This is a genomic window from Staphylococcus delphini (genome assembly GCF_900636325.1).
In the GTDB taxonomy this organism is placed as follows: domain Bacteria; phylum Bacillota; class Bacilli; order Staphylococcales; family Staphylococcaceae; genus Staphylococcus; species Staphylococcus delphini.
In genome coordinates, this window is sequence record NZ_LR134263.1 from 2,315,675 (window position 1) to 2,329,499 (window position 13,825).

A 13,825-nucleotide genomic window follows, 5' to 3' on the forward strand; every position below is an offset into this window, starting at 1 on the left:
ACAATCCCTCTATCTTTTCGTTTTCATTTCGTTTATTTCGTTACATTTTCCATTACCCTAAACAACAGGCAATACACTCATTAAAGCACAATTCATTGCAAAAATAACTTGATTTGCACTTGAAATTTTTAAGCATTCGAAGTCGACATGTCACACGCCCTGTCGAGCTCTAGAGACCCGTCCTATCCCGATCAATAAACAATCGTTTTATTTGTAAAAAAGGAGCCGGGCATTCCCCCTAGCTCCATCTGATGTTTTACGAACTATGCATTTTATATTCTTGAATCGCTTCTAAAAATTCAGGACAATAGTGCTTCAGCTTATAACTGCCGACACCATCAATCTGAATCATTTCTTGCTTTGTGACAGGCTTTCTTTTCGCAAAAGCTTCTAACGTATAGTCAGTAAAAATATTCGTCGGTGGCATGTTCAAACGTTCACTCATTTCACGTCTGACTTCGACAAGTTTTTCAAATAACGTACGGTCGACCCCTTCTACAGTGTTAATATGCACTGTTTCTTTCGACTTACGTTTGAACGGTGTCGTATAAACTTGCGTATCTTCACTCAACAATTTTTCTACTGAGGCATCACACATGAGTATTTCGTCATGTTCGTTGAGGAAACCTTTAAAGCGGAGTTCATCGATTAAATGATGTAACTCACCCGTCGTATAGTCTTTCATCAAGCCATACGTCGAAAGGTTTTCATAGCCTTGATGACGAATGTAATCCGAAACCTCGCCACGCAAAACTTGAATGACCGTTTGATATCCTTCTTGTTGACGTAAGCGCGCGACACCGCTAATAATCATTTTCGCTTCTTTCGTCATATTGTACGTTTTATTTTTATCGATACAGTTACTACACTGCTGACACTCTTCAAGCTTTTCATTCGGCTCAAAATAATGCACTAATGTCGCTTCCAGACATTTCGTCGTCTTTGTATATTGAATCATTTTCGTTAATTTTTCGCCCATGCGTTCCTTGTAATCGTCGTCCGCTTTTGAGGCACCGATAAAATACTGATGTAAACCAATATCTCGATCACTGTACAATAAAATACAATCACTATCTAATCCATCTCGACCTGCACGTCCAGCTTCTTGGTAGTACGATTCCAAATCACCCGGCATATTGTAATGAATGACATAGCGGACATTCGATTTATCAATTCCCATACCGAATGCGTTGGTCGCGACGACTACACGAGTACGGTCATATAAAAAGTCATTTTGAGCTTCATCTCTTTGTTTTGCTGTCATTCCTGCATGATAGTAGGATACAGGGACATCTGCGTCTTCTAACGCTTCGTACAAGGCTTCTACTTGTTTACGCGTTGAACAATAAACAATCCCCGCCTTCTGACTATGCTTTTGAATATAATCCAATACAAATTTTTGACGTTGATATGTGCCATTCACTTGGAACTTCAAATTACGACGGCGAATACTTGTTTTGACTAAATGCTGACGTGAAATCATCAACCGTTCCATAATGTCTTGTTGCACTTCTGTCGTTGCTGTTGCAGTCAATGCGACAATTGAAAACTGTTGCGGCATGGTCAATACGCGTTGAATCACCGCTTGATAACTCGGTCGAAAATCGTGTCCCCATTTTGAAATACAGTGTGCTTCGTCAAATGCGACAAGTGAAATATCGACACGTCGCAGCAACATTTCAAAATAAGTTTGTTCAAAACGTTCCGGTGCGATGTATAAAAATTTCAACTCACCATTGACCAATTGCGTTTCTATCTCTTTTTGCGCTTGCGTACTTAAACTACTATTCAAATAAGCCGCAGCTATTCCCATTGCGGTCAATTGGTCCACTTGGTCTTTCATTAACGAAATTAAAGGACTAATGACAATGGTCGTTCCTTTAAACATCAATCCTGGCACTTGGTAACATAACGATTTACCCCCACCTGTGGGTAACACCCCTAACGTATGATGATGATTCAATACCCGTTCAATAATCTCTTTTTGACCAGGACGAAAAGATTTGTATCCAAAATAATGCGACAATGTTTGCTCCATGCTATCCCTCTATTGTTCTAATATTTCTTCTAGTTCACTCCACCGCGTCATGTCGGTATCATATTGAGCTTCGAGCGTTTCTTTTTCTTCATTTAATGCTTTGATTTTGGCATAATCTGCGTTCGCTTCGATCATTTCGGCGTCAATTTCAGCTAGACGCGATTCTGTTTCCTCGATGCGCACTAATAACATGTCATATTCTCGTTTTTCGTTGTATGATAATCCTTTTTTCTTTTTCGGTTGTACTGTCGGTTGCTGTTTCACGGATTCCACTTGAGTTGCTGCTTGTTCAAGTTGCTTTTGATATGCTAAATAATCTTCAAACTGACCTAAAATCATGTCGATTTGACCGTCATGAATATACCAATAACAATCCACGACTTTATCTAAAAAGTAACGGTCATGGCTCACAGTAATGACAGTCCCACCAAATGTTTGAATATAATCTTCTAAAATCGTTAACGTTTCTGTATCCAAATCATTTGTCGGTTCGTCTAACAACAACACGTTCGGCTGATGCACTAACAACTTCAATAAATACAAACGCTTTTGTTCGCCACCCGAGAGTTTATACACTTTCTTACCATGCGTCACACTCGGGAATAAAAAGCGTTCCAACAATTGCGTAATCGAAACAGTTGTCCCATCTTTTTGACGCGCTAACTCACTTTCTTCACGCAAGAAATCAATGACACGGACATCACGATTCAATCGTTCATCCGTTTGTTTAAAGTAAGCCACTTTTACCGTTTGACCTACTTTTAAAACACCTTCAAATTGTTGGTCTTCACCTGCTAAAATGTTCAGCATCGTCGTTTTACCGACACCGTTTGGCCCTACAATACCGACTTGCACACCTTTTTGAATCAATGTCGACACGTTTTCAAATAACGTACGGCCATTAATGCGTTTCGTCACATTTTCAAGTTCAAAGACTTGTTTACCTAAACGCGAATAAGCCAGATTCAATGATCCCTTCTCTTGCACTTGATGCGATTGTACTTGTTCCTTTAAATCATGAAAACGATCTTGCCTTGCTTGTTGCTTCGTTGTTCGCGCTTTAACACCGGCACGCATCCACGCTAACTCTTGTTTAAATAGTGCACGTTGCTTCGTTTGTTGACGTGCTTCAATTTCTTCACGCTCTGCTCGCATTGCAATATACGCTTCATAGTTCCCTGGATATGTATCTAACTTGCCATTTCGCAATTCTACAATACGCGTCGCCACTTCATTTAAAAAGTAACGGTCGTGTGTCACAAAGACGACTGTTTTCGGATAAGACTTTACAAATTGAATTAACCAATGAATCGATTCGAAATCTAAATGGTTCGTCGGTTCGTCTAATAATAATAAATCTGGTTTTTCAATCAACGTACGCGCTAACACCACGCGCTTTTGTTGGCCACCTGAGAGTTCGCTCATCCGGCGTGTCGTATCATGGATGCCAAGTTTCGATAAAATCGTTTTAATTTCAGCACTATAATCCCAAGCACTGTAAGCATCCATATCAGCTTGTGCGGCCATCATTGCATCAAACGCTTTGTCAGTCTGTTGCTCTGCGTATTGTGCAGTAGCTTCTTCATAACGTTTAATGACTTGCAACTCTTTAGCATCCGCACTATAAACCGCTTCATAAACTGTTAATGTTGGATCCAAGTTGTGATTTTGTGCCGCATAACGAATTCGATATTGTTTCGGATGCGATTGAACGGCATCAAAATCTTCATCCATGCCTGCAATGACTTTGAGCAATGAACTTTTCCCCGTTCCATTGATACCAACTAATCCGATTCGCTCTTGATTGGAAATGGATAACTGTAAATCATCAAAAATGACTTTATCCGCATAAGATTTGTTGAGGTGTTCAATTTTATACGCTTCCACAACACATACACCCTTTTTCTTATAGATTTACTCACATTTATCTGTTAACCTTAAATCAGTTCTATATATTATACACTTTTTTTGGAACAAATGATACAAGGAGCTATTTCAATGTTGGATTATATTTCAAACATGCCGCCCTTTTTACAAGCATTACTTGCAGGTATCATCACGTGGTTATTAACCGCATTAGGGGCTGCAACCGTATTTGTATTTAAAAGTGTCAACGAAAAAGTGTTGAATTCGATGCAAGGCTTTGCTGCGGGTATTATGATCGCCGCAAGTTTTTGGTCATTACTCCAACCGGCCATTGAAAGCAGTTCGGACAGTGCAGTACCGTGGCTCCCTGCTGCAATTGGCTTTTTACTCGGTGGGGTTTTCATCCGTTCTTTAGACTATGTCATTCCACATATGCATCGAAACGCAGCTGATGAATCACAACATCAAGAAGGTGTTGAGACGAGTCTAAATAAAAACACACTTTTATTACTTGCGATTACATTGCATAACATTCCTGAAGGGCTCGCAATCGGGGTTGCCTTTGGTGGTATTGCGACAGGAAATGAACACGCAACTTTGCTAGGGGCGCTCGGACTTGCCATTGGTATTGGGATTCAAAACATTCCTGAAGGGGCTGCATTATCATTACCGATGCATGCTTCAGGACAGTCCAAATGGAAAGCCTTCAACTATGGACAAGCTTCAGCACTTGTAGAACCTGTTTTTGCTACATTGGGTGCAGCTGCTGTATTGGTCGTCACTCCGATACTGCCTTACGCACTCGCTTTTGCTGCAGGGGCGATGATTTTCGTTGTTGTTGAAGAATTAATTCCCGATTCACAAGCCGGCAAAAACACAGACCTTGCGACACTAAGCTTGATGGTTGGCTTTACCATTATGATGATACTGGATGTTGCTTTAGGGTAAATTCAAAAACCGTTCAATGTGATGACACACTGAGCGGTTTTTTGTTGTGTTCATATATGGATTCATAAGTCATATTTTTTATAACCCCACCATAAAAAACAGGGAAATGTACTGATTTGTACACTTCCCTATCATCACATTTTATTTTTGATTTGCCTTTGGACCTGTTGGATATTTATAATCTGCCGGGTTCAATTTATCGAAATCAGGATTGTCATAGAAGCGGAATAAGTCACCGTTCAAGACTTTATCACTCATTTCTAAATCGTGTTGTACTTGCTTCTTATTTTTATCAAGATCGGCAGGTGGTGTTTCTAACGGCTGATTATTTTTATTACTATATGCTTTACCATTCACATATTTATAATCTCTTGTCACGAAATCACCGTTACGGAATGGCACAAGTTCTTTATGGTCTTTAGACAACATATCTGTACCAAACATGAGATAGTTTTTCGTATCAATACCTAACAAGTGAAGTAACGTTGGCATAACGTCAACTTGACCTGCATATGTGTCGTCCACTTTAGGTTCAACGCCTGGTGCTTTCAACCAGAAACCAGTCGCATTCAAGTCATTAAACTTCGCTGGTGTAATCTCTTCGCCTAATAACTGTGACATCGCCTTGTTATGATTTTCTGAGATACCATAATGGTCACCGTAAATCATAATAACTGAGTCGTCGTATAGGCCACGTTCTTTTAAGTCATGAATGAACTGTTCTAATGACTCATCTAAATAGCGCGCTGTTTGAATGTAACCATCGACCGTTGAGTTACCTGTGTCACCTTTTGCAATCGTTGCGTCTTCATCACTTAATGTAAACGGATAATGGTTCGTCAACGTAATTAAATGTGAATAGAACGGTTGTTTTTCTTTAGATAGGTATCCCGCTGCCTCTTTGAAAAACTCTTTATCTTTGAGTCCAAGGTTTTCTAAGTTTTCTGGGGACATGTCAAAATATGTGGCATCGTAAAACTTATCGATACCAAAATGACGGTACACTTGGTCACGGTTCCAGAATGTTTTATAGTCACCATGCATCACATTCGTTGTATAGCCTTGTTTTTGATGCATAATCGCTGGTAAAGATTGGAACGTGTTATCACCTTTTAATGAAAAGGCCGAACCTTGAGGCAACCCGTACATGCTGTTATCCATTGTGAACTCAGCATCTGACGTTTTACCTTGACCCGTTTGGTGATAGAAATGTGGGTAATATCTAAAGTCCTCATTACCTGACGACAATTTGTTTAAAAACGGCGTCACTTCTTCACCATGAATTTTTTTATTAATTAGGAAGGTTTGGAAGCTTTCTAAATGGATTTTAATGACATTTTTACCTTTAGCTTTCCCGTAGTATTCCATATTCGGTGTGGCTTGTTTTTGTTTTGTATAATTCAATACTTCTGTTAAATCATCTTCAGAAGCGAGTGCCTTTTGCTGATTGTTTTGTACCGTTTTGACGCCATCATATACTGTAAAGTTGTATGGCCCCAAGTATTTCACAAGATATTTATGGTCAAATGTACGTGTTAATAATTCAGGTCGGTCTGTTTCCGCAAACGCTAAGTTTAAGAAGAATAACGCGATTGCTGTAGCCATGACTACCGGCACAAACTTTTTCTGAAATACATTGCGGCTCAACCATTGACGTTTGAACACGAGTACAAATAAGTACACAATCAGATCAAGGAAGTAAACAAAGTCGTACCATTGGAATGATGCACTCACTGCACCGCCCATGGAGTCTACATTGCTCACTTGGTTCAATGTACTAAATGTAATGAAATCCGAGAAAAAGCGGAAATATACGACATTGGCATATAATAAAAAGGTAAGCAAAAACCCGCCAACAAACATGAACCAAAACGCTTTACGTCCTTTAAAGAATAAGAACACACTTAAAACAAGTGCTACTAAGCTGTATGGATTCATTAATAAAATTAAATTTTGTGTTAAACCTTTCACGCCAAGTGATAAGTCCACATAATAAGCAAAATACGTTTTTATTGCAATTGTTAACACCATCAGTAGGAAAAACGTAAAAATGCCTATTTTCTTTTTTCCTTTTTCCATAATTGTTCCCCCGTATTTAATTCTAATCCTCAAAGCTGTTTTCTTTATTGTTTACACTAAGATTGTAAAAGTTTCGCTTAGCTTTTATGTTATTTGTAATCATTTTGTAATATTCAACAGTAATTTCAATATATCAATATATAGGAGTTAACATAAAATTTCAAGTCAAAACTGTTTGCATGGATCATATTCATTGCAACTTCATATTGACTTTATCAGTGCTTCATATTGTCTTCATCAAGCGTTGTGCACAGCAAGTCGAATGTATTTGATTATACTGTAATGCGCTGAAATTGTACTCGGACTCAAGTAGTATTTCTTTGTCTCCTGCCAAATGTGCTTACTTCAACACCTCTTTTTAGGATGACCCTACCTCTTGGACTTGCCTCGGTCTCCCTTTCCCAGGGACTTGTCTCAACTAGCTAACGCCCAATTGAACAGTGATAAAATGTAGCGTTAGCGGATTTTCGACTTCGGCTTTTCCCTCGGGAGTGTCGACCGGCTGCGTCATCTTTTCGCAAAAAAACACTAATAGAATGGTTTCAACAATGATTCCTTACACATTTCAAAGACCTACTTCAGCATTTCTTTTTGCATTCTAAACTCGATACCTTGGAACAGTTGTTTACGCCATTTGTGATATTTCACTAAGTTTTGTTCTGCTTGCAACACGTCAATAAATTGAAACTTAATTTTCGAACCTTGACGTTTTTGCGCAATTTTAGACAAATGATAAGAGGCAATTGTACCTATTTGTGGGTAACTGCCTAATGTATAATGGTCGTTTAATAAAATGACAGGTGCGCCTTCTTTTTTTACTTGAATTGTCCCGCGTTTCACAGATTGATGCGGGGGCATGTCATCATAATACGCTTTAATCGGCGTCCCTTCTAAAACGACGCCCATACGATTCGCTTTACTCGTCACTTGATACTCACCATTTGTGAATTGACGGAGCACTTCCGCTTCAAAATCTTCTGTCCCTTTATTCGGAATGACATGCACGACATCTGATAAATAGTTGAAAGACAAGGCATAACCATCCACACCCCAATCGACCGTCTTACGCTGTGCCAAGTTTTTAAACAACTGATGATGACGCGCATTATAATCGCGTTTGAGTTCAATCGTATCACCGGCTTGTAAACGACGTCCTTTAAATCCGCCCATGCCCGAAATCGTATCTGTCGACGTCGAACCGAGCCATTGATCGAGTTCAAAACCACCCGCAACCGCTAAATACAAACGCGAACCACGGCGTAGATGATCAACAGCTAACACGTCTCCTTTGTTCATTAAATACAACTTATTCATTTGTACACGCATGTCATCTGTATGTGCGACACCTTGTGCACCCGACAATGCGATTAACGTCGGTTCTGTAAAACGAATACGCGCCATTTGATTGCTCATTTCGAGTGTCGCTTCATTGCGGTCATTGCCGACTAAGCGGTTCGCAATTTCGTGTGCCAACACATCTAAAGCGCCACTGCGAATGACCCCCATATGTTCATAGCCTTCGCGTCCAAAATCTTGAAAACTTGAAAATAATCCGCTGTCTTCTATGATGATTGTCATGCGTCGTTCCCTCCTGCTTGTACTTCAAAAAACTTCACGTGGTCCCCTAATGAAATCAACGCGAAATCCTCTTTTTTAGGGTTGAATAATGGCAATGACGTATGACCGATTACGAGCCAGTCGCTATACGTTTCGGTCGTTGTAATGCCGCATTTATTGTTTTCTAAAATGACCGATCCTGCTGGAATCAATCGTGGTTCAGTTGCGGTATGATTGACAATAATTTGCGCGTCGACACCGGATAAATATGGAAAACCTGGTGAGTAGCCCATCATCGAAACGAAATAATCTGCACCTGTATGTATATCAATAAATGTTTGGCGATCCATATGCAACTCTTTTAATATCATGTCCAAGTGCGGTCCGTTCTCGCCACCATAGACAATCGGGACTTTCACACAATGAATTTCCTTGTCTAAGGTCATATCCTCTATATTAATATTTTCAATGACCGCTTTCATATGTAAAAATGGCGAATCAATATTCAAATGTTTCATCATCATGCGTGCATCATAAGAAATTAACATATCCGTTTCCGTCGGTACAATTTCCGTAATAAATGGATAGTTTTGATTGATTAAGCAATGACGTATCAGTAGTAACTTTTCAGTAGCGGCAGGTGTCACGTCTCCTTGTAAAGAGACAACAATCGCCTGATCTCCTTGACTATAAACTTTCATTTTTTCACCTCTATTTATCATCATAAAATAAACTTAAAATTTCACTTGTATGTTGTGCGAGTTCACCGACAAAACCATAGATGAGCATGCACTGAATGATAAGGATACCTACCATCCATAAGTAGACCCATAAGCGATACTGACGTGCAACAAGCCGTTGTGACACGATTTGACCGATCCACATCACAATGAGAAAACCTAAAATATAGAGCCCGATCATACAATCACCTACTTTTTGGATTTCAGCGTAATGGGCACCCACTCACGCAAACTATTAATCATCCACAATTGTCCGCCGTGTTGCAATACTTCCTTTACCATCACTATCGTCAAATACTTTTCCTTAATACGTGCGCTAGCTAACAAATCGCGACGCATACACCCTTGTAAAAAATCGTTGTCGTAAATCGGTGTATAATGTGTACCATCTACTGTAAGCACGACATTCCCAATATCAAATTCGAGCACTTTATCCGTCGTCTCATCGTAAAACAAAGCGAGTTGGGTCGTATGCGAATGCGCAACATGTTCACGTTCAGACGTTTTATATATCCGTTGCCATTCAGGGATATCGCTTTTCATAGGAACAAACTGGGCAGTCATCGTCGTCGTTTTTGGAGCGTCCCCACTTCTGTACGCAATTCCCCTGATGGTTCAAGTATGACTTTGACCCGATACTGTCCCCGCGCATACGTTTCGCATAACTGTTGAATGGTTTGTTGCCATTTTAAGTCGTCAAATGGTAACCCGAGCGCCGTACTTGAACGCTGGAGTCGTTCTGCATGATACGCCAGTCGCGGTATTTCACCATGGTCCAATCGCATCGTTTCAAATAAATTCATCGCAATCCCTCTAATATTTTCGTTTTCGCATGAAATTCTGCATATTCTTGATCCGGATCAGAATCTATCGTAATCCCTGCCCCGACACCATAATACAATGTGTCGTTGATTTGTTCGACCGTTCGTATCGGTACATTAAAAATCGCGCGCCCATTCGGATGGAGTAAACCAATAGCCCCACAATAAATGTGACGCGGTGCCGTTTCAAGACGATGAATAATGCGCATTGTATTCACTTTTGGCGCACCTGTAATAGAACCACACGGAAAAAGTGCACGCAATAACGTTTCATATGTTGTCGTGTCTGCAATCTGACCCGCAACCATCGTCGTCATTTGGAAAACCGTTTGATAACGTTCAATCGCAAACGGATGATACACTTTAACACTGCCTCGTTTGGCCACACGTGCAATATCGTTACGCAATAAATCGACAATCATGACGTTTTCCGCACGATCTTTCTCAGACTGGCGCAATGCTTGAGCGTGACGTTCATCTTCTTCAACTGTCGCACCTCTTGGCATCGTCCCTTTCATCGGTTTGCTCACGACTGTCCGACCTTGATCACCAAAGTCACCTACTTGGAAAAAGAGCTCCGGCGAAATAGACGCAACCTTCACTTCTGCTGTATCAATGAGCACTGTATAATCACCATTCGTTTGTTGCGTCAACTGGTCATACAACGTAGAAATTGACATCTGATCAAAACTTTTGAGACGCGTCGTATAATTCACTTGATACGTCCACCCTGCTGTAATTTCGTCATGTATCGTACGGATATGTTGTGTAATCGTATGTTTATCATCCATAAATTGAAACCGCCCACCTTGACTGAGTTTCACGCGTTCAGCTGTAGCGGCTTGCAACGCATCAACAGGCGTATCAAATACATAATATGCTGCATAAATACTATTGTTCGGCGTATACGTTTGAAAATCTTCATGAAAATACGGTGCCGCTTCGTATGGCAAATAAAGTGCGACGTAATACCCTTGCTGTTGATATTGTGCCGCCGCTTCAATGATTTGACCGACTTCTTTCAATGCTCGTGCAACGCCTGTATGGAGCGGTTCTTCAAAATGATATTGATATGTCGTGGTCGTATTTGGATCGTTATAATATTTATAATTAAACTTCACAACCATGGCTGACCTCCGCTTTTCTCAAAAAGTTTCGTATTTGTTCGTGACCGTATTCAGACAAAATTGATTCGGGATGGTATTGAACCCCGTCTATCGGTCGTGACATGTGACGCACCGCCATCACGATGCCTTGTTCATTTTGTGCTGACACAACGAGCGGTTTCGCAATCGTCATAGGATCGGCCATTAACGAATGATAACGCATCACTTCAAACTGCGCAGGTAACCCTTGAAACAACTGTGACTGGTCATGGCTGATGCGCGTCGTATGCCCATGGACAGGTCGTGGCGCGTGTATAATTTTACCACCATAATACGTCACTAATAGTTGAAAACCTAAACAAACGCCTAAAATCGGTGTCGTATGTTCAAATGCTTTCACGACTTCAAATAGGATAGGATAATCTTCTGGCGCACCAGGTCCAGGCGAAATAATGAGTGCTGTCGGTTGCATCTCTTTTAATGTCGCAATAGAAACGGCATCGACATCGATTACCGTGACAGGTTGTTGATGCTCATATTCGACATAATCAACAATATTATACGTAAAAGAATCTTTATTATCTATCATCACTATCATAGTTTTTGCCTCGTTCTTTCTTTAATACTTCTATTATCACAAATGTCGACCTAATTGACAAAGTTGAAGTGATAATGAGCAGAGCACGACTTGATTTATCACACTAAATGTATTACAGTATGGAACAGAATTGAATTGCAGAGGTTCCTAGCTATCAACCCTCTATAAAAAACTAGACACTTGTAACCGTCTATTTTTTATAGTGACGGCTTTTTTTATGCCTTATTTTAGGAGCTTCTCTATTAAAGGAGCGATCAATCATGTCAGAAGTGCTCAATAACGAAAAAGCACTTGTTGTATTTAGCGGCGGGCAAGATAGTACGACTTGTCTGTTCTATGCTAAAAAACATTTTAAAGAAGTTGAACTGGTTACATTTGAATATGGTCAGCGTCATGCGAAAGAAATCGAAGTCGCAAAAGAAATCGCCGAAGACCAAGGACTCAAACATCACGTACTCGATATGGCATTGCTTTCCCAACTCACACCGAATGCGCTCACATCACATGATATGACGATAGACAGCCATAATGACGTCCCGAATACGTTCGTCCCTGCTCGAAACTTACTCTTCCTCTCATTTGCCGGTGCATTAGCGTACCAAATCGGTGCCAAACATCTCATTACAGGGGTATGTGAGACAGACTTTTCTGGGTATCCTGATTGCCGTGACAGCTTTATTAAATCAATGAATGTCACATTGAATTTAGCGATGGACCGTGATTTTGTGATACATACACCGCTCATGTGGCTCAACAAAAAAGAAACTTGGGCATTAAGTGATGACTCAGGTGTACTCGATTACGTGCGCGACCGGACATTAACGTGTTATAACGGCATGATCGCAGAAGGCTGTGGCGAATGTCCGGCATGTCAATTACGCCAGCGCGGTCTTGAACAATATCTTGCTGAGAAAGGACGTGAAGTCTAATGATGCAACAAATGTATCCTCAAGTCGACCATGATTATATGTTTGAACTGAATAAAGACTTTAACTTTTCAGCGGCACATTTCATTCCTGACGAACGTGCCGGAAAATGTACACGTGTGCACGGTCATACGTACTTTGTCAATTTAACGATTGGCGGAGATGAACTGGACAGCATGGGCTTTTTAATTAATTTTAGTGAATTGAAAAGCTTAATTCATGACCAATTCGATCATTATTTACTAAACGATCTCGTACCATTTCAAGGTAAAAGTCCTTCCACTGAAATTGTGGCACAAACGATTTATGACATCGTGAGCGCACGGTTAGCAGAATTGCCGAATGCGCCGAAATGTTTACAAGTGTTTTTACGTGAGACACCTACAAGTTACGTCGTTTATCGCCCTAAAAATAAGGAGCAACGTCATGGCTAAAATACCTGTACTCGAAATTTTCGGCCCTACCATTCAAGGTGAAGGCCGCGTAATCGGTCGTAAAACGATGTTCGTCCGTACTGCAGGCTGTGACTTTCGCTGTAGTTGGTGCGATTCAAAGTTCACTTGGGATGGCAGTATGAAAGATGACATTGAAATGATGGAAGCAGAAGAAATTTTAGCACAACTGAGAAATATCGGTGGCAATCGTTTTAATCACGTCACAATTTCTGGTGGGAATCCTGCTTTAATTAAAGGGCTGCAATCATTTGTAGATTTATGTGAAGCCAATGACATCCGTACAGCACTTGAAACACAAGGATCACAGTTCAAGCCTTGGATGCGCCAAATCAATGACCTGACCCTTTCACCTAAGCCACCAAGTTCTGGTATGCAACAAAATCTACCACGTTTAGATGAAGTCATTGAACAATTAGATATCTCACGTATTAATTTAAAAGTGGTCGTATTTGATGATGCAGATTATGACTTTGCAAAAATGATTCACCAACGTTATCCAGACATTCCGTTCTACTTACAAGTGGGTAACCCTTATTTAGAAGATCATGTCGAACAACATACAGCGAAACTACTCGAGCGTTACGAACAGTTAATCGACCGTGTGACAACGGATGCAGAGATGAATGAAGTGTTCGTCTTACCCCAATTGCACACATTAATTTGGAGTAATCAAAAAGGCGTTTAGTTATCA

Annotated in this window: 14 protein-coding genes; 4 read left to right on the top strand and 10 right to left on the bottom strand. The window is 40.4% G+C overall.

Annotation, left to right across the window (positions count from 1 at the left end; genetic code table 11):
- Positions 1-256 precede the first annotated feature (256 nt).
- Complete coding sequence (recQ, locus tag EL101_RS10870; protein ID WP_096596655.1) at positions 257-2,038, bottom strand: DNA helicase RecQ; 1,782 nt, start codon at positions 2,036-2,038, stop codon at positions 257-259.
- 9 nt (positions 2,039-2,047) lie between these two features.
- Entirely contained in the window at positions 2,048-3,925 is a 1,878-nt protein-coding gene (locus EL101_RS10875; protein WP_096596654.1) for an ABC-F family ATP-binding cassette domain-containing protein, read from the bottom strand.
- A gap of 111 nt (positions 3,926-4,036) precedes the next feature.
- On the opposite strand from EL101_RS10875, the gene EL101_RS10880 reads away from it, so the two are divergent.
- Positions 4,037-4,852 carry a ZIP family metal transporter gene (locus EL101_RS10880; protein ID WP_096596653.1) on the top strand — a complete coding sequence of 272 codons (816 nt, stop codon included), beginning with the start codon at positions 4,037-4,039 and terminating at the stop codon, positions 4,850-4,852.
- A 141-nt stretch (positions 4,853-4,993) separates the two neighbouring features.
- Here the strand turns inward: EL101_RS10880 and ltaS are convergent, their stop codons facing one another.
- The 8 genes from ltaS to EL101_RS10915 form a co-directional block, all read right to left on the bottom strand.
- Entirely contained in the window at positions 4,994-6,931 is a 1,938-nt protein-coding gene (gene ltaS, locus EL101_RS10885) for a polyglycerol-phosphate lipoteichoic acid synthase LtaS (protein WP_096596652.1), read from the bottom strand.
- A 573-nt stretch (positions 6,932-7,504) separates the two neighbouring features.
- The gene (locus EL101_RS10890; protein ID WP_096540120.1) at positions 7,505-8,509 is read right to left on the bottom strand and encodes a 5-oxoprolinase subunit C family protein; all 1,005 of its coding nucleotides are present in this window, start codon (positions 8,507-8,509) and stop codon (positions 7,505-7,507) included.
- Entirely contained in the window at positions 8,506-9,189 is a 684-nt protein-coding gene (locus EL101_RS10895) for a 5-oxoprolinase subunit B family protein (protein ID WP_096596651.1), read from the bottom strand. The genes EL101_RS10890 and EL101_RS10895 overlap by 4 nt, the downstream gene beginning before the upstream one ends.
- 10 nt (positions 9,190-9,199) lie before the next feature.
- Positions 9,200-9,409 (bottom strand): hypothetical protein, encoded by a 210-nt coding sequence (locus EL101_RS10900; protein WP_019166151.1) that lies wholly within the window; start codon positions 9,407-9,409, stop codon positions 9,200-9,202.
- Positions 9,410-9,417: 8 nt separating this feature from the next.
- A complete protein-coding gene (locus EL101_RS13585) occupies positions 9,418-9,792 on the bottom strand; it encodes an aminotransferase class IV (RefSeq protein WP_241971465.1) in 375 nt (124 codons plus the stop codon).
- Entirely contained in the window at positions 9,789-10,031 is a 243-nt protein-coding gene (locus EL101_RS13590; RefSeq protein WP_241971466.1) for an aminotransferase class IV, read from the bottom strand. The genes EL101_RS13585 and EL101_RS13590 overlap by 4 nt, the downstream gene beginning before the upstream one ends.
- Positions 10,028-11,176: a chorismate-binding protein gene (locus EL101_RS10910; protein WP_096596649.1), complete on the bottom strand. Its 1,149-nt coding sequence runs from the start codon at positions 11,174-11,176 to the stop codon at positions 10,028-10,030. Before EL101_RS10910 ends, EL101_RS13590 begins: the two co-directional genes overlap by 4 nt.
- The gene (locus EL101_RS10915) at positions 11,160-11,753 is read right to left on the bottom strand and encodes an anthranilate synthase component II (RefSeq protein ID WP_096596648.1); all 594 of its coding nucleotides are present in this window, start codon (positions 11,751-11,753) and stop codon (positions 11,160-11,162) included. The genes EL101_RS10910 and EL101_RS10915 overlap by 17 nt, the downstream gene beginning before the upstream one ends.
- Before the next feature lie 260 nt (positions 11,754-12,013).
- Between EL101_RS10915 and queC the strand changes: the two genes are divergently transcribed.
- The 3 genes from queC to queE are packed head-to-tail and all read left to right on the top strand — an operon-like array spanning position 12,014 to position 13,819.
- A complete protein-coding gene (gene queC / locus EL101_RS10920) occupies positions 12,014-12,682 on the top strand; it encodes a 7-cyano-7-deazaguanine synthase QueC (RefSeq protein ID WP_096596647.1) in 669 nt (222 codons plus the stop codon).
- Positions 12,682-13,113, top strand: a complete 432-nt coding sequence (queD, locus tag EL101_RS10925) for a 6-carboxytetrahydropterin synthase QueD (protein ID WP_019166156.1) — start codon at positions 12,682-12,684, stop codon at positions 13,111-13,113. Before queC ends, queD begins: the two co-directional genes overlap by 1 nt.
- Positions 13,106-13,819 (top strand): 7-carboxy-7-deazaguanine synthase QueE, encoded by a 714-nt coding sequence (gene queE, locus EL101_RS10930; protein ID WP_096596646.1) that lies wholly within the window; start codon positions 13,106-13,108, stop codon positions 13,817-13,819. The genes queD and queE overlap by 8 nt, the downstream gene beginning before the upstream one ends.
- Positions 13,820-13,825 lie beyond the last annotated feature (6 nt).